Genomic DNA, 17,871 nt, shown 5'->3' with positions numbered 1-17,871 from the left:
AGAAGGCTCTCCGATTTGGAGAGCCTTTTAATTTATTTTACATAAGCATTACGGTAAGAAACGGTTCTACCGAATGGGAAGATTTGAACACCTTTTACACGACTGTTCAACAAGTATGCGGTCGCGCCTTGGTAAACCGGAGCAAACACAGCATCTTTTTGAACCAATTGTTTTTCTAGTGCTAACATTTTTTGCCATCTTGCTTCTGGATCGGCTGCTAATTTAGTATCTAGTTCCGCGACACCTTTATCGTATTCCTTATTGGAATATTTAGGGAAGTTGATACCGCCATTTGTGATATAACCATCCAAGAAGTTGATTGGGTCCCCATAATCCGGTGTCCATGTACCAAAGAAGACATCATAATCACCAGCAGAGTTCAATTGAAGCCGATTTTTTAGCGGCACATTTTTCACTTTGACTGTCAGTCCTGGAAGATTTTTCTCCCATTCGCCTTGTAAGAATTCAACGGTTTGTTTGGAGGATTCCGTATCGGATGCCAATAATTCGATCGTCAGTTTGTTCTTTCCTAATTCTTTCTTCGCTTGTTTCCACTCAGCCTTTGCTTTTTTTACATCATAAGTAACTAAATCACCGTTTTCTTTACGGAAATCTTCGTTATTTTTAGGATCTTTGGCAAAGCCTTCTGGGATATACCCGTTTAGTGGTTTAGAACCGTCACTTAGGATCGTATCGGTATAGCCTTCTTTATCAAATCCCATTGATAATGCTTTACGCAAGTGAACATTACCGGTATTCGTACGTTTGAAATTGAAACCTAGATAGCCGATCAATGACTTCGGTGTTTCGTGATAATCTTTGTCTTTACGGTATTTCTTCGCATAATTTTCTGCTAAGCCTGTATAATCAGCCGCTTTTGTTTGGTAAAGGTTCACACCAGCACCGATATCTTTGATGACTTGAACAGATACTTTATTCAATTTTATGTCATCTTTTGCGTAATACGTTTTATTTTTGTCGAATTCCCATGAATTTCCTGTGCCGTTCCATTTTTTAATCACAAATGGTCCGTTAGCAAGTACCGTATCACTGGAAGTTCCGTATTTTCCCTTTTGCGCTTTCACAAATTTTTCGTTTTGCGGTAAAAATGGTGTTCCTGTTAATAATTTAGCTAAATATGGCGTTGGATGTTCGAGTGTCAACTGCAGGGTACTGTCATCGATCGCCTTGACACCTAAATCTTTCACCGGTTTTTTACCATTTCTTACATCTTCGCCATTTTTGAAGACGTCCGTTTCGTTAGAGCTTGGTGATGCTGTTTTTGGGTCAGCAACTTTGCGGAAAGCAAAAACGAAATCATTTGCCGTCACTTTATCACCATTTGCCCATTTTGCATCTTTTATCTTGTATGTGTATACTTTCTTATCTTTACTGATCTCTGGTGCTTTTTCTGCCAGACCAAGAACGGCATTATTGTTGTCGTCTACCAGATATAAGCCTTCCACGATCTGTCCAATCGCATCAGAACTGAAAACATCGCTGTAGAGCGCACTGTCTAATGTCGCTATCTGCCCTTGTGCGGTTACTTTTATTGCTTTGTTATCTGAGTTTGCACCCTTTGTATCATTTCCTTTTCCACAAGCTGCTAATACCATCCCAATAACCATGATTGCCATGATCAATCCTATTTTCTTTTTCAATAGAATCCCTCCCTAACTTATATTTATATAGCCAACTTCACAAATTTGAAACCCGTTTTTTCATTACAAATTCAGAAGTAGCATTTTTAATAAAAAAGTGAAATAATTGCTTCATTTTTTGATCTGTAAACTGCATCATTTCCGGATGCCATTGCACACCAATCACATTCGGGCGATCTGCAAGCTCAACTGCTTCGATCGTTCCATCTTCTGCATAAGCACTCGCCACTAATCCTGTTCCTAACCGGTCGATCGATTGGTGGTGGAAAGAATTGACATCGGCACGTTTGGATAGCAGTTTCGCTGTTTGCGTCCCTTCGATCGTATAAATAGGATGCGTAGCTTCATGGACAGGCATATTCTGCATGTGCGTAAATGTGTTTAACTCTGCGATATTTTGGACCAATGACCCTCCAAGCGCCACATTTAAAAGCTGCATGCCACGACAAATAGCGAAAATCGCTTTATTTTGTTTTAATGCTTCTTTGACCAAGGCAAGTTCAAACTGATCTCGTTCCAATAAACTAGCAGTACTTTCCTCTACCTCCGACTGCCCATAAAAAAGAGGAGAAACATCTTGTCCACCCGATAAGATCAATCCGTCGATTTTGTCAACAAAGTAAGGAACTAATCCTACCTCTGTAATCGGGATTACAAACGGAATACCATGATTCTCCGTTACTGCTTCTATATATGCATTGCCCACATATGCTTTTGTAGTAGAGATCGTCCCCGGTACAGCGTCCGTCAATAGATTCCCAGATATTCCAATAACAGGTGTCATGCGTATCCCCTCCTTATCCTTACAAAAAAGCTCGGAATTAAGTGTTTTTATTATACTGCTATCACTGGAAAAAGTAAAGGCAAAAAAACCAGCCCCTAAAGAGACTGGTTTCAAGTTATTTGTTAAATGAAATTAAGGTAGTTTATTTCCAGCTGCACGATAGATCTCATACCACTCTTGGCGAGATAATGTAATATCGCTTGCTTTCGCACTTGCCACGATCCGTTCGGTATTCATTGTACCGATAATTGCTTGCATTTTGGCTGGGTGACGCAGTATAAATGCAATCGCGATCGCTGTATTCGTTACTGCTTTTTCAGCCGCGATTCGGTTGATTACTTCATTTAATTCAGGGAATTTATCATTATCCAAGAATACACCTTCAAAAAAGCCATATTGGAACGGCGACCATGCTTGAATCGTCATGTTATGGATACGGCTGTATTCCAAGATACCGCCGTCTCGTACCAAACCTGGATCGATCTGCATGTTGACATTCAAGCCAGCATCGATCATCCCAGTGTGCATCACACCAAATTGCAATTGATTCGCTACTAACGGTTGTTCTACTGCCGTTTTCAGTAATTCGATCTGTAGTGGATTTTGGTTACTGACACCAAAGTGACGAACCTTACCGCTCTTTTCCAATTCCGAAAAAGCAGCCGCTACTTCTTCCGGCTCTACTAGAGTATCCGGACGATGTAGTAATAAGAAATCAATGTAGTCCGTTTTCAAACGTTTCAAACTACCTTCAACGGAAGCAATAATATGTTCTTTAGAAAAATCAAACGTTCCTTCCTGTTTCCGGATTCCGCATTTTGTTTGGATGATCATTTTTTCGCGAATGGTAGGGTTCATCTCGATCGCATTCGCAAAGATTTCTTCCGATTTGCCATCGCCATAAATATCCGCATGGTCAAAAAAGTTAATTCCATTATCCAGCGCTGTATGTACTACCTTCGCAGCTTCTTTTTCTTCCAAAGCAGCCATGCGCATACAACCTAGCGCAACATCAGATGCCTGAACACCACTCTTGCCAATTTCTATTTGTTTCAATTTCAAGACCACCTTTTTCTCAAGATAGCTATATTTTATCATTAATTGTAAGCGTTACCTAATTTTTCACCTCGAAAAAGGACTAGCAATTTTCTTCTTTTTATTATAAAATGTTTTATGTTGGTTGTTTTGATCATGGAGAAATACCCAAGTCCGGCTGAAGGGGACAGACTCGAAATCTGTTAGGCGGTGTATGCCGCGCCGGGGTTCGAATCCCCGTTTCTCCGTTTTATTTAGTAAATGAAATTCAACATATGTGAAGAGCCTTGGTGAGCAAGGCTTTTTTTATATAAAAAAGCACCCTTTTATGGGTGCTCGATTTTATTTTTCTTATCTATTTCATTTTTCAAAACATGTCTAGTTAGTGTATTAAACAAATCATTATAATAATCCTTTGTCATATGATATGGATGATTACCAAAAGGGTGATTAGGATCTGAAAAATACATTTTTTTAGTCATATCTATTATATCGATATCAGGATACTTCCTTTTTATCTCATCATAAATTTCAAAGTATTTAGAGTTATTGGCAGTAACTTGATTTTGTATATCTGCACTGAAACGCATAGGGAATTTTTCATCGCCAATATAACCATAGGCTTCTACAAAACCGTTTATGATCAATTTCGTATTGGGAAGCTGTACTTTAACAATGTTATAAAACTTGTCAAACCCCTTATAAAAAAACTCTAAAAATCTAGCATTTTCATGAATATTATATGTTTTACTGAAATTTTTAGACTCGTAGAACTTAGTCTTTCTAAAACCATTAGGATTATTAGTTAAAAAGTGCTCCTCTGAAGCCTTTCTTAATTTAACAAACCCATAATTCACATCAGCATAAATATCCATAATTATATAATCAGGTTCTCTTCTAATGATTTCTTTAAGCGGCTTTTTGTTTAAGTCTCTTAAGAGCGTTTTCCAGCGATGATCTCTTAACTTTCCACTTGTATCTAAGTCTTCTTCCGCTAGTTTTATAGGCTTCGCTACCAAACTAGCGAAAGAAGTTTGCCAAGCTGTAGACACTACTTCAAAAACTTCCTTATGATATGGTATGAAATTTTCATTAAACATGTCTCTCGTTACACAACTACCTATTACAGCAATTTTATGTGGCATGCTCCCTTTTCCTCCTACTTAATCTTCTTATGTATTAATTTTAAGATAATTCATTATATAAGCTAATTAATTCCCCACTGACCAATTAATAACTAGCGAAAGCATGTATAATTAGCTTTACAAAAAGCTTCTTTTATTGGGTCCGTATAAGATTTCCCCGACTCCTACCTTTATATTAAATTATATCAAATAGAATATATCTTTGTATATTTATTTTATCAAAAAATATAATTTTAAATATTTATGACAGAAATATTTTATTTGTCTGCAATTATTGATAAAAGCATATTTTTGTCTTTCTTTTCAATAAGATATAATTCTAGCAACTTTAAATAAAAATCTTTCATAGAATGTCGCTAACCATGAAAGATTGAAATACTATAAAATTTTAAAAACTTCTTACCCCCTTCAATCCCTACCTCTGATCAACTTAACTATCGAAATAATAATAAAAACAATCACACCTAGAACCAATATATTCCCAATCAATCCCGCTATAAGAAACATTTGCATCTCCCATTTCTTTATTTAAACTTTTTTCTTCTTTTCAGCACTTTCACAATCAGCGTTGCAATCCCTGTAATTAAAATCACCCCTATAAGTAAGACTAATACTACCCAGATAACATCAAATTTATTAAAAATATCACCAAGAATAAACTCCATTCTCTTACCTCCTAGAAATCGAATCTAATAATTTTAACATATAAAAATACGTTTTTTGCAGTAAATATCCTAAAACACTCTTATTTTGTCTTAAACGAAGACTTTCCTTCAAATTTGGGATGTTGTATAGTGGAATCAATTCTAATAAAAGGGGGATTCTTGATGGAAGAACAGCCATTGATCGCAGCGGAAGGTTTATATCATTTAAACGGCAAGAAAACCGGGAATTGGGGGGGCTTTTGTTTTTATGAAACCAAATTGATTATTTATAAAAGCAGTCAGCTGAAAAAGACTCGCGGTGCTTTTGGTGCGATTGGAGCACTTGTTGCACAAATCGTGGACGAGCATAAGCAGAAAAATAATTCCCCTGATTTCGTTATTCCCTATTTAGAGCTTGACGAATTTTTGATTGATAAATCGCTGCTCTTCGGTAATGGAATCAAAGTAGTGCTAGCGGACAACAGCTCGATCAAAATGGACATTCCTCCTAAGTATTATTATGAAAAAATCGCCGCGATCATTAAGACAGAAAATCCAAATGTCGTTTAGTAAAAAACACTATTTCCAGTCTGACCGAAATCGAAATGTAGCCCTTAACGACGAGGGGAATCGTTTTTCGAGCAAGCAAAAACAGCTCGTCTTTTTAGACGGGCTGTTTTTACTTTGCTTTGATCAGCCATATAAAAAAACTAATAACAGCCACGGTACATAATAAAGCAATACTTGCTGCGGTCACACCAAAACTCAATTTGTTTCCCTCATTTCTTTCCTTCTTCCCAATAAAACGCTCCTTGTTTTTGCAGCGCAAACACTGCATCCAGCATTACATAGGGAATCATCTCGCCAGCCTCTACCATTGCCGTTGCTTCTTGATGATCCACCCACTTTACAGCTGCTACTTCGCTTTCCTGTAGCGTTAATGTTTCGATATCCACAGAGCGTGTTACGATGTAGTAATCATCAAATCCTTCTTTAAAATGCATTGTAAACACCGGTCGCTCATTTTTCAAATTCAAATCCAGACCCAACTCTTCTCTTGTTTCCCGCTCCGCAGCCACAAGACTTGTTTCTCCTTCACATGCAGATCCTCCCACGGAAAAATCCCACATGCCCGGCCAGCCTTCCTTAAATCGCTGCCGCTGTTGGATCAATAATTGATTTTCGGAATTAAAAATACAAATATGAACAACTAAGTGGTATTCTCCTTCACTTAATGGTTCGCCGCGGAAATGCTGTTTTCCCGTCAAATTTCGGTTTTCATCATATAGATCCCATATTTCACGCATCGCCTTCCCCCATTCTTTTTCTAACACTATTATACCCTAAAGCGATTTCATGTTATACTCCTAATATAAAATAGAAAAAGGAGCTAAGATCATGGCTACAGCGATTCAGGAATATTGGGAGCGCTATCAAGAAAAAGCACAGGTGCGATTGAAAATGCCTTCTGCTTGGAAATTCGGAGACGGCACGAAAGAGATGGGCGATACGCTCGCCAATTTAGTGATAAAGGGGATAAAAACAGCAACTACTGCCTCAGCAATTGTTCATGAAATAGAGGAAGAGCCTTTCCCGCAAGTTGGAGAATATGCGATTATTTTAAATGGAGATGATGAGCCCGCAGCAATCATCCAATATACACAAATTGATTTAGTCCGCATGAATGAAGTTTCACCTGCCTACGCGGCTGCTGAGGGAGAAGGAGATCTGAGTTATGATTATTGGTATCAAGCCCACGTAAATTTCTTTACATGGGAGTTGGGATTATATGATATGACTTTTACTCCTGACTTATTATTAGTTTGCCAGTCATTTCGGGTAGTGGATATCAATCAAGATTAAAAAAGCTCTCCCGGATAGGAGAGCTTTTTCTTAATTTCCTTTGACAAAGTCAGCAGATTTATTCCCTGCCTGACGCCCAAAGATAATAATTTCTGCTACCGAATTTCCCCCGATTCGGTTTTGGCCATGCAATCCGCCAACTACTTCTCCAGCTGCGAAAAGTCCAGTGATCGGTTTTCCGGCTTTGTTCAATACTTCTGTGTTGGTGTTGATTTTCACACCGCCCATTGTATAGTGGATTCCCGGTCCGATCTTGATCGCATAGTATGGTTTTTTGGATAAATCATTATCCATTGCAGTCGTACGGTCAAATGCTTGATCTTTTTTATTTTTTACGGCTTCGTTCCATGTTTGCATAGTCTTTTCTAATTCTTTTGCAGGGACGTTGATTTTTGCTGCCAACCCCTCGATGGTATCACTTTTTTCAACAAATCCCATTTCTTCATATTGAGCGATCGCTTTGACACGGTCTTTCACGCCGCTGTCGAAAATCAAATAAGCGGTACGTTTCGGTAATTTATTGATAGATGCTGTTACATTGTCGCGTGTATCCATTTCATTGCCGAATCGGGCACCTTTTTGATTGACTAAAATAGCACCTTCTCCGCGAACGGCTTCACCGATCAGATATGACTTTTCTTGCTGAACAGTTGGGTGGACTTGGATCTGGTCCATGTCAACGGTTGTTCCGCCCAGTTTTTCGATCATTTTGATGCCGTCGCCAGTGCTGCCTTCTTGGTTAGTTGTTACATAATCTTTAAGTTCTGGTCTTTCTTTGGCGATCAGTTTCATATTTGCACCGTAGCCGCCTGTTGTTACTACGACTGCGTTAGATTTTACTGTTTTCTCTTGTTTGCCATCAAACAAGACTTTTACACCTGTAACTTTTCCGTCTTTTTCTGTTATTTCTTTAACGTCTGCATTAACAAAGACTGGAATCTCTTTTTCTTGGACATTTTTAAGTAATCCGTCCACTAAATATTTTCCTACTGCCGAGCCATCTTTTGGCCGGTGTGTACGTTTTTCGTTCATTCCACCTGTGATCGTGATGTTGTTGAGGGTAATGTCCATGGAATCAAGCCAATCGATCGCACTTGCGGAATGATCCACAAAATAGCGTAGCATCGCTTTATTATTTGTTCCATGTCCGCCTGCTAGAGTTTCCTTATAAAAAGCATCGTTGCTGTCTTTGATACCTTCTTCTTTTTGGAATTTTGTTTCCGAAGCGTTCATTCCAGATGATGCTTTCATCGTATTCCCGCCTGCAATCGGCATTTTTTCAAAGATAACGGGGTTCATGCCTTTTTCTTTTGCTTCTAGCGCTGCAGACATTCCTGCTCCGCCGGCACCGACGATAATGATGTCATAGTTGTCTTTCAGTTTATCAAGCTTCGTATAACTTGTTTTAGAAGCTCCTGACGTAACTGCCACTTTCTCTTTTTTACCGCTCTCTTTTCCGTTTTGCTTGTTTCCACATCCAGCAACAACAAGCACCAATGCTGCTACTGAGATCAGTAAAGCAAAGAAACCTTTTTTCATAGTAAAACCTCCATTTTTTAATTCCCTATCTAAATTCCCTTGTTTAGATAGTTTGTGTTTTCACAAACTATTCTATCATTTTTCGCATTCCTGTACTAGGGCAAATCCTAAATCAATCGAAAAAGCTGCTTCTCTTTAACAGAGAAAACAGCTCAGTTGCGATCTAAAAATGCAAATAATTCATCGATATTCGCGCGGTCTGTCAAGTGTTCGTTGCAAGCTACGCTATCGGTACAGATGTAATGTCCCATTGCTTTGTACCCGTACGTCTTAGCATTGACTTTGCCTTTGATCGTAAACAATCCTACTTCCGTTTCTTGCCGACATAGGTGACAGATACTTTTCTTATGATTGGTGATAAAGGTTCCCGCTAAACCTGCTAATTTACCGTCGCGTTCCGTGATCATAAATTTCCGGTTGTTGGCATTATCGAACCAGCTGATATAAGTTGCTCTGGTTGGAAATGAAGCTTTTGGAAAATGAAGTTTTTTTATCTTCTTAAAAAGTTGCTTCGCTTTCTGCTCTTCTATGTTCGGAAACGGGCGGACAAATGCTTTTAACTTGTCATCGAATTGAAGGAATTCTTCTTCTTTTTTCAAATCCAAAATATCCTGCAGTAATTCTGCTTGTTCCTTTTCGGATACTAATGCGGTTGCTTTTTCCAAGATATAATAGGCAAACTCTTTTTGGAGTTTTTTATCGTTGGTCGTTCGATTAGCAGATAGGACCTGCTTAGCTTGCTTTTTGATCGTATTATAAGTATGATTTTCGATCTGCATGGATCTCCCCCCTCTTTTTGAGTATAGCAGTGTAGTAAGATCGCCAAAAGCTGAAAAATGATTATAGTCATACTCAGCATAGAAAAACGGTGCGTGTTCTGCACCGTTTTTATTTTCTATATAAAATATTTTTGATCGTACTTTCAGCGAGGTAATAATCGCTTGCCAGTTCTGCAATGCTTGTACCGTCTGCATGAGCGGCGCGGATCGACTGATTTCGCGAAGCTAGCTCTTTTTTGGTTCCGGAACTCTCGCCCCATGCTTTTTTCTCGATCGCTGGGATGTATAATAAACTTCCGCTAACGTATTTTTGCAGTTCTGCTATTAATTCATGCGGCAATAATTGATCCGCTGATTGGTATTTCATATCGGCTGTACTCCTTTTCTCGATTTTGCTAAGAAAAGTGAAGCCTATTGGGCGATAAACGATTATTTAGATACTGTATGAAGTATCGCCCTTTGAAAAAGGCTCCACACAGCTCACTCGGTTAATAGCTTTCTGCAAGCTAATCACCTCCTTTGGTTTTTTTCATCTATTGCTTGTAGCCGTTTCAATGAAGCTGTCAACCAGCCATCTTTGGCGAACTTTTCAAGTGAACCTTCTACAAAGCGCTCGGAACGGATCACATAAGTAAGCAAGCCAATGACTTCCTCTGCGGTCAATGTTTGAAAAAGGTTTGGCTCTATTAGATTTTCTAAGGAAAGCTCAATCGGTGAGCGAGCTATCGTCTCTTGATAATTGTGATCCATAAAGGGCTCAAATGTATGACAAAAATCATGTATTTGCTGCTCATAAATAACATAGGGCAGCTGCCGAGCACCATCGATTTCTTTCCCAAGTGTCCATTTCCCTATTTTTTCCGGATCCATTGTCTTTAAATAAGCAGTTAGGCTTTCATAACGCATGGCTTTCCCTTCTTTACTTCCATTTTATCTTCCTTTATTATATAGGGAAGATGATATAAAAGAAAGTTAGGGGGTCTTGACCATATTAGCATACACACTCGCATTTATTAGACGAAAAAACGACATTTTGCTTTTAAACCGGGAAAAGGATCCTTGGATGGGGCGTTGGAATGGGGTCGGCGGGAAGATCGAACCTGGCGAAACGATCACAGAATCCGTCAAGCGTGAGATCCTTGAAGAGACTGGAATCGAAGCGAAGGGATATGCGCTGCGCTTTGCGGGTCAGATGGTATGGGAAGATGATGGAAAAGCAGTAGGCGGTATGTATTTATTTGTGGCAGAACTCGCTGAAACGATTGCGATCCCAGATGCTGCTGCCACACGGGAAGGGGTTCTTGCTTTCAAAGCATTGGATTGGATCTTGGATGCTGCCAATACCGGTGTCGTGGATAATGTGCCTTACACGCTACGCCATATTTTACCGACTGATACACCAATCGAGATAAAATCTGTTTATAAGAAAAATGAATTGACATCGATCACTCACCAGCCGTTAGAAACAACCGATATTTTATTATAAAAGAAGCCCTGCTTATGTGCAGGGCTTCTTTTTTATTATTTTGCTTCTTCCAATTCTTCCTCTTCTACTTTGTCGCGTTCGATCAAGACGACATCTTCCCCTTGATCGCGTAAGTAGTCGACATGTGCTTCGCCCCATAGGCATAATTTATTTAAAATAAACGATAATGTATCTCCATATTCTGTCAAAGAATATTCCACTTTCGGCGGAACTTCGCGGTATACTTTCCGCTTGATAACACTTGATTTTTCTAATTCTCGTAATTGACTAGTCAGCATTTTTTGAGAAATTCCGGGGATCAGCCGTTTCAATTCGCCAGTTCGCTTCGATCCGGTACGCAAGTGACATAAAATAACCGGTTTCCATTTCCCACCGATCACTTCTAAAGTTGCTTCTACACCAATATTATAAACTTTTTTCATCTTCATATCTCCTTTTGTTACACAATTGTTACCAAAAGGTGCTTACATGATTTTAAAGTACCTACTTGTTTCTTTATACCCTATATATGATACTATACATTGTCAATAAAATCAAAGGAGAAATGAAAATGAATACGGAAACGAAAATCAATCCATCCCTAACTTTGCTTGCTCTCGCAATCAGTGCTTTCGGAATCGGTTCTACCGAGTTTATCAGTGTTGGTCTGTTGCCAATGATCGTGAATGATATGGGGGTATCCCTCAGCAATGCTAGTTTAACTGTTTCCCTGTATGCAGTCGGGGTGATGATCGGAGCACCGGTCTTAACAGTCCTTACCTCCAAATTAAGCCGCAAAAATGTACTTTTAATCGTCATGCTGCTTTTTATTGTTGGGAACCTAATTGCGGCAGCCGCTCCAGCATTTACGTTGCTACTGACTGGAAGAATCATTTCCGCATTAGCACATGGTGTTTTCATGTCGATCGCTTCTGTGATCGCAGCTGATGTGGTCGCTCCAAACAAACGAGCAAGCGCGATCGCAATTATGTTTACAGGTTTAACCGTAGCGACAGTAACAGGTGTACCGCTAGGAACTTTTATCGGTCAAATCACTAATTGGCGCATGTCATTTGTATTTATTGCGGCAATCGGGATCATTGCACTTATCAGTAATTTATTCTTAGTCCCAGGTAATCTATCTAAAGGCGCAGCGATCTCGCTTCGTGATGTTGGTAAAGTACTGGCTAACTTCCGGCTCTTGCTTGTTTTGATCATTACTGCTTTGGGATATGGCGGAACATTTGTTGTCTACACATATGTATCGCCGATTCTAAGCGAGTTTATGCATTATTCGGCAAGTACGATCGTCATTTTACTTGTCTTATATGGGATCGCCGTAGCCATTGGAAATACTTTAGGCGGAAATTTAGCTAACAACAACCCGCTTCGTGCCTTGCTCTACATGTTTGCCGCACTGGCATTAAGTATTTTAGGCATCTATATTTTCCTACATTCCCAAGTAATGGGGCTGATCATGGTATTGATCATGGGGTTATTTGCCTTCATGAATGTCCCGGGTCTCCAATTGTATGCCGTCCAATTAGCAGAAAAATATGTCCCAAGTACAACAGCAATGGCTTCAGCGTTGAATATCTCGGCATTCAACATCGGGATCGCGATCGGCTCTTATCTTGGTGGACAAGTGACCTCCCACCTCGGACTTGAGTATACACCGATTTTCGGCTTTTTCATGGTATTATCGGCTGTAGTGATCACTGGAATTTGGTTGGTGGTGGGAAAAAATAAAGCTCGTAAGTCTTTTGCTGTCAGCAACTAAAACTTTGCGGTGCCTATATTACGTTAAAGTAGGTACTTTTCATTCCGCACTTCACGGTGCATACTTTAAATATACTTTCAAATGAAGGAGACGAAATAACAATGATTACAAACTTGCAAGATCGTGTTCAATTAAATAATGGTGTTAAAATGCCCGGTTTCGGACTTGGTGTTTTTCAAGTAGAAGATGGTAATGTAGCCGGTCCGGTTGCCGAAGCAATCAAGCAAGGCTACCGTAATATCGATACAGCTGCGATTTATGGCAATGAAGCTGGTGTCGGCGAAGGGATCAAAGCTGGTTTAGAGGCAGCTGGAATTTCTCGCGAAGAATTATTTGTTACATCTAAAGTTTGGAATGGCGGTTTGAGTTATGACGAAACGATCCAAGCATACGAAGACAGTCTAACAAAATTAGGATTGGATTATTTAGATCTTTATTTGATCCATTGGCCTGGCGACAATGATTATCAAGAATCTTGGCGTGCTATGGAAGACCTTTATCAAGCTGGTAAGATCAAAGCAATTGGTGTATGTAATTTCACAACTGCTCAATTAGAAAACTTATTGAAGGATGCTCGCGTTACTCCGGTACTAAATCAAGTAGAACTTCACCCGCGTCTAGATCAGCACGAAGTACGTGCTTTTGCAGCAAAACACAACATTCTGATCGAGGCATGGGCGCCACTTATGCAAGGTGGATTGCTACAAGATGAAACATTGACTGCTATTGCTAATAACCACGGCAAATCTGTGGCTCAAGTTATCTTGCGTTGGGATATCCAAAACGGGATCATCACGATTCCAAAATCCGTCAAAGCAGAACGCATTGCCGCAAATGCTGACGTTTTTGATTTTGAATTGACTGCAGAAGAAATGGCAACGATCAATGCGATGAATACAGATACACGTGTAGGTCCGGATCCTGATACTTTCCGATTCTAAGTGTAAAAAAGACATGCTGCCAACAGCATGTCTTTTTTTATTAGAAGAGCAGATCCAATAATTCTGCTTCGGATATTTTACCAAAGTAATGAGAAACTGAAATCGCGTCTAGTTTCTCCTGTACCGCCTCGCGAGTATACTTTGTTCCCTCTAGCAATGCTTGGATCTCCGTGATCTCGCCGACAGCGAAAAAGTCGCCATAGATCGTGATCGTTTCCAAATATCCTTTTTTGATTTCCAAATGAAATTCAACCGTTCCAGCCGGAAAACGTTTTTTCTTGATAACACTGCCTTTAGGCGATTTCCCAAAATTCCAGTCCCAATTCTGATAGCGTTCTTTTTGGATCGCAGCGATTTTTGTATTGTCTTCCTCTGTAAACTGATAAGTAGGAATATCTTTCGTTTTAAAAATCGATTCCAGTAATAGTTGTTTGAACTGTAGTATATTCATGTTTTCTTGCAAATGTTCTTTAATCGTTGTTACTCTAGCTCTAACCGACTGGACACCCTTCGATAGATATTTTTCAGGATCGACATGCAGTGCCTTCGTCAGGTTTTCCAAATTCACATCGAACATAAGCGTTCCGTGCGTGTATAACCGACCTTTCGTTACGAACTGGGCATTCCCACTGATTTTTTTGCCGCCTACTTCAATATCGTTGCGTCCGCTGAGTTTAGCGTCTACCCCTAACGAACGCAATGCTTCGATGACCGGCTCGGTAAAGCGAGCGAAGTTTTGAAAACTGTCGCCATCATCTTTAGTGATCATGCTGAAGCTGATATTGCCCTCATCGTTATAGACAGCGCCGCCACCTGATAATCGACGTAGTACCGGCAGATTATTTTCATGGACATAGGCTTGATTGATCTCTTGCAGTGTATTTTGATTTTTGCCGACAATAACTGTTGGGTGCATGCGGTAAAACATAAAATACGTTTCATTTTCGTCTAAATAACGCAATGCGTATTCTTCCATTGCAAAATTATACGTTTGATCCAAGTTATCTTGGTTATCTAAATAAATCATTTTTTTCTTCCCCTCTATTCCGACAATAAATGAATGACCACCATTTCTGGATCATTCCACACCCGCGGAATCCAGGTTTTGTTCCCGAGACCTCGGCTGACGATCAGCGTTTTTCCCGCTGCTTGGTGCCGGCCGGCTGTTAATGTTGGAAACAATCCCTGCCCCGGTGCAAAAAGCCCCTCCGTTCCAGGAAAGCGAACTTGCCCCCCATGGGCATGTCCGGACAGCGCTAAATCAATCGGCAGCTTTTGATAATAGTTCCAATATTCCGGACGATGCGCTAATAAAAAGGTAAATGTATCTGGCGGAATCAAACTACTGATCCGTTCTAATTCCTTCTCCAAGACCGGTAATTCCCGCTCCTCCTTCGACAGATCCGGATGACGAAACGAATAAAATGACGGATCTTCAATGCCCGCGATCGCTAATTGATCGCCATCGATAGTCACTGTTTGTACATCGTTCGCAAGCACTTCCACTCCTGCAGTTTTCATTGCCGCAAGCAACTCCGGATAGAAAGCGCTTTTCGCCTCATGATTTCCATTCACAAAGAACAACGGGTAATGTCGGGCTAGTTTGCGAATAAACGCGATCGCCACATGCGGGGATTCATCGCCATCTAAAATATCCCCCGTCAAAAATATCATCGCCGGCTCTATTTCATGGATCTTTTTAAATAGTTTACTGTTATATCTTCCAAAACTCGCACTATGCAGGTCAGATAATTGTAAGATTTTTTGATGATGCCACGCCTTGCCGATCTTTTCAGAATGGATATAATAATTGAAAACCTCGAGCTGTTTCGTCGACCAGTACGCATAGCCAGCCAAACCAGCAGCGATTCCGAGTGCTGTAGATGTGATTTTTTTCATAATAAGTCCTCGCTACTTCATTTTTCTTTATTATACCAAACTCTCCCTCATTCTTCCTAAAAAAAATCTCTCCGGTTAGGGAGAGATCTCTATATTTATACGTGATAAGCTTTTAACTGCTCGATTACTTTCGGTGCGACTTCTGCTGTGATTTTCGTTCCGTCTTCTAGGTATTCTGTAGCAGCGACATCGCCAACTTCATTCAGATAAGCGACCCACTTACTTTCCTCAAACGGGATCAAAAACGTCGCTTTTTCGTAATCAGCAAAAAGTTCTTTTTTGATGCGGTTTACTAATAGCTGCAAACCAGCCTCTTCGCGGGCAGAGAAAATGATCGTATCTCCGCGCTCGATTGGATAGTCTGTATCTTCACGTTTATCCGCCTTATTAAACGCATAAATGATCGGTATATCTTTAACATCCAGTTCCGCCAATGTTTTTTCTGTTGTTTCCATCATCAACTTATAATGTGGATCGGAATAATCAACCACGTGGATCAGCAGATCTGCGTCGCGCGCTTCTTCTAGCGTCGAACGAAATGCCTGTACAAGGTGATGTGGCAGTTTGCTGACAAAGCCAACTGTATCTGTTAGTAAAAATTGCTTGTTATCCGTCAGGTGGATGTCGCGGATACTCGTTTCGAGCGTTGCAAACAACATGTCCTTCTCAAAAACTTGTTTATTTTCTTTTCCTTGGAAAAGTTTGACCAAACCGTTCATCGTAGTCGATTTTCCAGCGTTGGTATAGCCTACCAGTGAAACGACCGGCAAATTGTTTTTCTTACGCTTACGCCGCATCACTTCTCTATTTGCCACGATATCTTGCAATTCCTTGCGCAGATTCTTGATTTGATAACGGATCGTCCGTCTATTCAGTTCCAGCTTGGTTTCCCCAGATCCACGGTTTGTAACTCCTGAGCCGCCGCCTTGCTGATCTAGGTCTTCGCCTTGACCAAAGATCCGCGGCAATTCATATTGAAGCCTCGCGATCTCTACTTGGATCTGTGCCTCTCGTGTTTTGGCACGTTCCGCAAAAATCGCTAAGATCAGGCCAGTTCGATCCATGATCTGAAGCTCTAATCCTTCTTCCAGATTACGAATCTGCGAAGGAGACAATTCATCATTGAAAATAACCAGTTTTGCCCCTTCGATTTCTGCTTCCAGTTTTATTTCCTCCACCTTGCCCTTACCCACATAAGTTGCCCGGTTCTCACGCTCCATATTCTGAACCATGACCGAACATACTTCATATTGATTGGCAAGAGCTAAGTTTTCTAGTTCCTCCATTGAGTAATCAAAAAATGCTTGTTTGTGGCTTACGCCGACTAATATTACTTTTCTCTGCATAAAAAAGACCTCCTGAAATTATCTTTTCCAGTGCGGTCTGGCAAAGGCAAACGAGTGCCAATATACAAACTGACACCGCTGCACGATATTTGATTGGATTTCGGGTCGTTACTAGATATTCCCTATTCTCACAAGCCGCACTATTCAATTAGTTACATGCACGCGAATAACGCAATCTAGTATATCCCACCGCAAAATCCCTCCGTTCCTATTAAGTGGCTCTAGTTTAACACGGAATTTTTTATTTCGCAACCTATCCTACAAATCGCAGCCGAAGCTCTCCATCTGCGCTATCTACCAAGATTTTCCGGTCACTCGTCACCTTCACTCGTCCATGTTCTAGTGTTTCATACTCCCCGGGAAGCGGTAAGACATAATCTTCTTCATCAGCGATCACGCCGTCCTTCACGACGCCGTTTACATACCAGGCATGACCAAGCAGACGCTCTGCCTCTTTGAAGGCACCTCGTCGCAGTAAAGAGCGTATATAAGTAGAACTGATTTTTTCGTTATTCATCGGCACGACAGGAACAGCAACCACTTTGATTCCAAAAGGTTCTGCAAGATCCCGCAACAGCTCCACATCTGAATGGCGTCCCTTCCCGAAATTAAACTCTTCGCCCACACAAATATGCGATAAATTCAAATTCGCCAAGTGCTCGCAGACAAATTCTTCCGGTGATGTTTCCGCATAGGCTGCTGTAAATGCAGTCTCAAATAGGCGATCCACCCCATAATGTCCTAGCCAATAAGCTTTTTCCCGCGGCGGGGTGATCATTTCCCGATAGTCTTCCATTCGTTTCAGTGCCCAGAGCGGATGTGGACTGAAACTGATAGTAGCCAAAATCTCAGACGGCTGTTTCAACTTTAATGCCTGTTTCAAAATATATTGATGTCCGAGATGCACCCCGTCAAATTTCCCGATCGTGAGCACAGCCGGCCTTTTATCGATAGTCGGTGCAAAATCCACATGCGTTATTTCCATCATCC

Annotated in this window: 20 protein-coding genes and 1 tRNA gene; 6 read left to right on the top strand and 15 right to left on the bottom strand. The window is 40.5% G+C overall.

Going from position 1 to position 17,871, the window contains the following annotated elements; translation table 11 throughout:
- Positions 1-32: 32 nt before the first annotated feature.
- The 3 genes from HMPREF0556_RS00920 to HMPREF0556_RS00910 all read right to left on the bottom strand — a co-directional run bounded on the left by HMPREF0556_RS00920 (position 33) and on the right by HMPREF0556_RS00910 (position 3,501).
- Positions 33-1,661 carry a peptide ABC transporter substrate-binding protein gene (locus HMPREF0556_RS00920; RefSeq protein WP_003754595.1) on the bottom strand — a complete coding sequence of 543 codons (1,629 nt, stop codon included), beginning with the start codon at positions 1,659-1,661 and terminating at the stop codon, positions 33-35.
- Between the two features lie 37 nt (positions 1,662-1,698).
- Positions 1,699-2,445, bottom strand: a complete 747-nt coding sequence (locus tag HMPREF0556_RS00915; protein WP_050776971.1) for a gamma-glutamyl-gamma-aminobutyrate hydrolase family protein — start codon at positions 2,443-2,445, stop codon at positions 1,699-1,701.
- 132 nt (positions 2,446-2,577) lie between these two features.
- Entirely contained in the window at positions 2,578-3,501 is a 924-nt protein-coding gene (locus HMPREF0556_RS00910; RefSeq protein ID WP_036104977.1) for an aldo/keto reductase, read from the bottom strand.
- 137 nt (positions 3,502-3,638) lie between these two features.
- On the opposite strand from HMPREF0556_RS00910, the gene HMPREF0556_RS00905 reads away from it, so the two are divergent.
- Positions 3,639-3,728 (top strand) — tRNA-Ser (locus tag HMPREF0556_RS00905).
- A gap of 78 nt (positions 3,729-3,806) precedes the next feature.
- Here HMPREF0556_RS00905 and HMPREF0556_RS00900 read toward each other — a convergent pair.
- Both HMPREF0556_RS00900 and HMPREF0556_RS13355 read right to left on the bottom strand, forming a co-directional pair.
- Positions 3,807-4,625, bottom strand: a complete 819-nt coding sequence (locus tag HMPREF0556_RS00900; protein WP_003754592.1) for a DUF6270 domain-containing protein — start codon at positions 4,623-4,625, stop codon at positions 3,807-3,809.
- A 524-nt stretch (positions 4,626-5,149) separates the two neighbouring features.
- Positions 5,150-5,290, bottom strand: coding sequence for a hypothetical protein (locus HMPREF0556_RS13355; RefSeq protein ID WP_003754591.1), 141 nt, complete (start codon positions 5,288-5,290; stop codon positions 5,150-5,152).
- A 162-nt stretch (positions 5,291-5,452) separates the two neighbouring features.
- Here HMPREF0556_RS13355 and HMPREF0556_RS00895 point away from each other — a divergent pair, with 162 nt between their 5' ends.
- Positions 5,453-5,839 (top strand): hypothetical protein, encoded by a 387-nt coding sequence (locus HMPREF0556_RS00895; protein WP_040486365.1) that lies wholly within the window; start codon positions 5,453-5,455, stop codon positions 5,837-5,839.
- A 209-nt stretch (positions 5,840-6,048) separates the two neighbouring features.
- Here the strand turns inward: HMPREF0556_RS00895 and HMPREF0556_RS00890 are convergent, their stop codons facing one another.
- On the bottom strand, positions 6,049-6,576 hold the full coding sequence (locus HMPREF0556_RS00890; protein ID WP_040486566.1) for an NUDIX hydrolase: 528 nt from the start codon (positions 6,574-6,576) through the stop codon (positions 6,049-6,051).
- A 91-nt stretch (positions 6,577-6,667) separates the two neighbouring features.
- Between HMPREF0556_RS00890 and HMPREF0556_RS00885 the strand changes: the two genes are divergently transcribed.
- Positions 6,668-7,132, top strand: coding sequence for an ASCH domain-containing protein (locus HMPREF0556_RS00885; RefSeq protein WP_003754586.1), 465 nt, complete (start codon positions 6,668-6,670; stop codon positions 7,130-7,132).
- Between the two features lie 30 nt (positions 7,133-7,162).
- On the opposite strand, the gene HMPREF0556_RS00880 is transcribed toward HMPREF0556_RS00885, so the two are convergent.
- The 4 genes from HMPREF0556_RS00880 to HMPREF0556_RS00865 form a co-directional block, all read right to left on the bottom strand.
- The gene (locus HMPREF0556_RS00880) at positions 7,163-8,671 is read right to left on the bottom strand and encodes a flavocytochrome c (RefSeq protein ID WP_003754584.1); all 1,509 of its coding nucleotides are present in this window, start codon (positions 8,669-8,671) and stop codon (positions 7,163-7,165) included.
- A 152-nt stretch (positions 8,672-8,823) separates the two neighbouring features.
- Positions 8,824-9,450 (bottom strand): FusB/FusC family EF-G-binding protein, encoded by a 627-nt coding sequence (locus HMPREF0556_RS00875; RefSeq protein ID WP_040486364.1) that lies wholly within the window; start codon positions 9,448-9,450, stop codon positions 8,824-8,826.
- 109 nt (positions 9,451-9,559) lie between these two features.
- On the bottom strand, positions 9,560-9,817 hold the full coding sequence (locus HMPREF0556_RS00870) for a CD3324 family protein (protein ID WP_040486363.1): 258 nt from the start codon (positions 9,815-9,817) through the stop codon (positions 9,560-9,562).
- A 143-nt stretch (positions 9,818-9,960) separates the two neighbouring features.
- Complete coding sequence (locus tag HMPREF0556_RS00865; RefSeq protein WP_003754581.1) at positions 9,961-10,356, bottom strand: DUF6508 domain-containing protein; 396 nt, start codon at positions 10,354-10,356, stop codon at positions 9,961-9,963.
- A gap of 82 nt (positions 10,357-10,438) precedes the next feature.
- On the opposite strand from HMPREF0556_RS00865, the gene HMPREF0556_RS00860 reads away from it, so the two are divergent.
- The gene (locus tag HMPREF0556_RS00860) at positions 10,439-10,936 is read left to right on the top strand and encodes an NUDIX hydrolase (protein ID WP_036105080.1); all 498 of its coding nucleotides are present in this window, start codon (positions 10,439-10,441) and stop codon (positions 10,934-10,936) included.
- 35 nt (positions 10,937-10,971) lie between these two features.
- On the opposite strand, the gene HMPREF0556_RS00855 is transcribed toward HMPREF0556_RS00860, so the two are convergent.
- Complete coding sequence (locus tag HMPREF0556_RS00855; protein WP_036104963.1) at positions 10,972-11,358, bottom strand: winged helix-turn-helix transcriptional regulator; 387 nt, start codon at positions 11,356-11,358, stop codon at positions 10,972-10,974.
- A 128-nt stretch (positions 11,359-11,486) separates the two neighbouring features.
- Here HMPREF0556_RS00855 and HMPREF0556_RS00850 point away from each other — a divergent pair, with 128 nt between their 5' ends.
- Both HMPREF0556_RS00850 and HMPREF0556_RS00845 read left to right on the top strand, forming a co-directional pair.
- Positions 11,487-12,695 carry an MFS transporter gene (locus HMPREF0556_RS00850; RefSeq protein WP_040486362.1) on the top strand — a complete coding sequence of 403 codons (1,209 nt, stop codon included), beginning with the start codon at positions 11,487-11,489 and terminating at the stop codon, positions 12,693-12,695.
- A gap of 101 nt (positions 12,696-12,796) precedes the next feature.
- Positions 12,797-13,636 (top strand): aldo/keto reductase, encoded by an 840-nt coding sequence (locus HMPREF0556_RS00845; RefSeq protein WP_036104957.1) that lies wholly within the window; start codon positions 12,797-12,799, stop codon positions 13,634-13,636.
- Positions 13,637-13,676: 40 nt separating this feature from the next.
- Here HMPREF0556_RS00845 and HMPREF0556_RS00840 read toward each other — a convergent pair whose 3' ends face one another.
- From HMPREF0556_RS00840 to HMPREF0556_RS00825, 4 genes are all read right to left on the bottom strand, one after another.
- On the bottom strand, positions 13,677-14,663 hold the full coding sequence (locus HMPREF0556_RS00840) for a lipoate--protein ligase (protein ID WP_003754571.1): 987 nt from the start codon (positions 14,661-14,663) through the stop codon (positions 13,677-13,679).
- 14 nt (positions 14,664-14,677) lie between these two features.
- A complete protein-coding gene (locus HMPREF0556_RS00835; RefSeq protein ID WP_003754568.1) occupies positions 14,678-15,535 on the bottom strand; it encodes a metallophosphoesterase in 858 nt (285 codons plus the stop codon).
- 95 nt (positions 15,536-15,630) lie between these two features.
- Positions 15,631-16,881 (bottom strand): GTPase HflX, encoded by a 1,251-nt coding sequence (hflX, locus tag HMPREF0556_RS00830; protein ID WP_003754566.1) that lies wholly within the window; start codon positions 16,879-16,881, stop codon positions 15,631-15,633.
- Positions 16,882-17,134: 253 nt separating this feature from the next.
- Positions 17,135-17,866: an FAD synthetase family protein gene (locus HMPREF0556_RS00825; protein WP_036104948.1), complete on the bottom strand. Its 732-nt coding sequence runs from the start codon at positions 17,864-17,866 to the stop codon at positions 17,135-17,137.
- Between the last annotated feature and the right edge of the window lie 5 nt (positions 17,867-17,871).

The sequence above is a fragment of the Listeria grayi DSM 20601 genome (assembly GCF_000148995.1).
Classification (GTDB): Bacteria; Bacillota; Bacilli; order Lactobacillales; family Listeriaceae; genus Listeria; species Listeria grayi.
The sequence above is the reverse complement of the archived record's forward strand: the minus strand, read 5'-3'. Positions and strand labels throughout refer to the sequence as shown.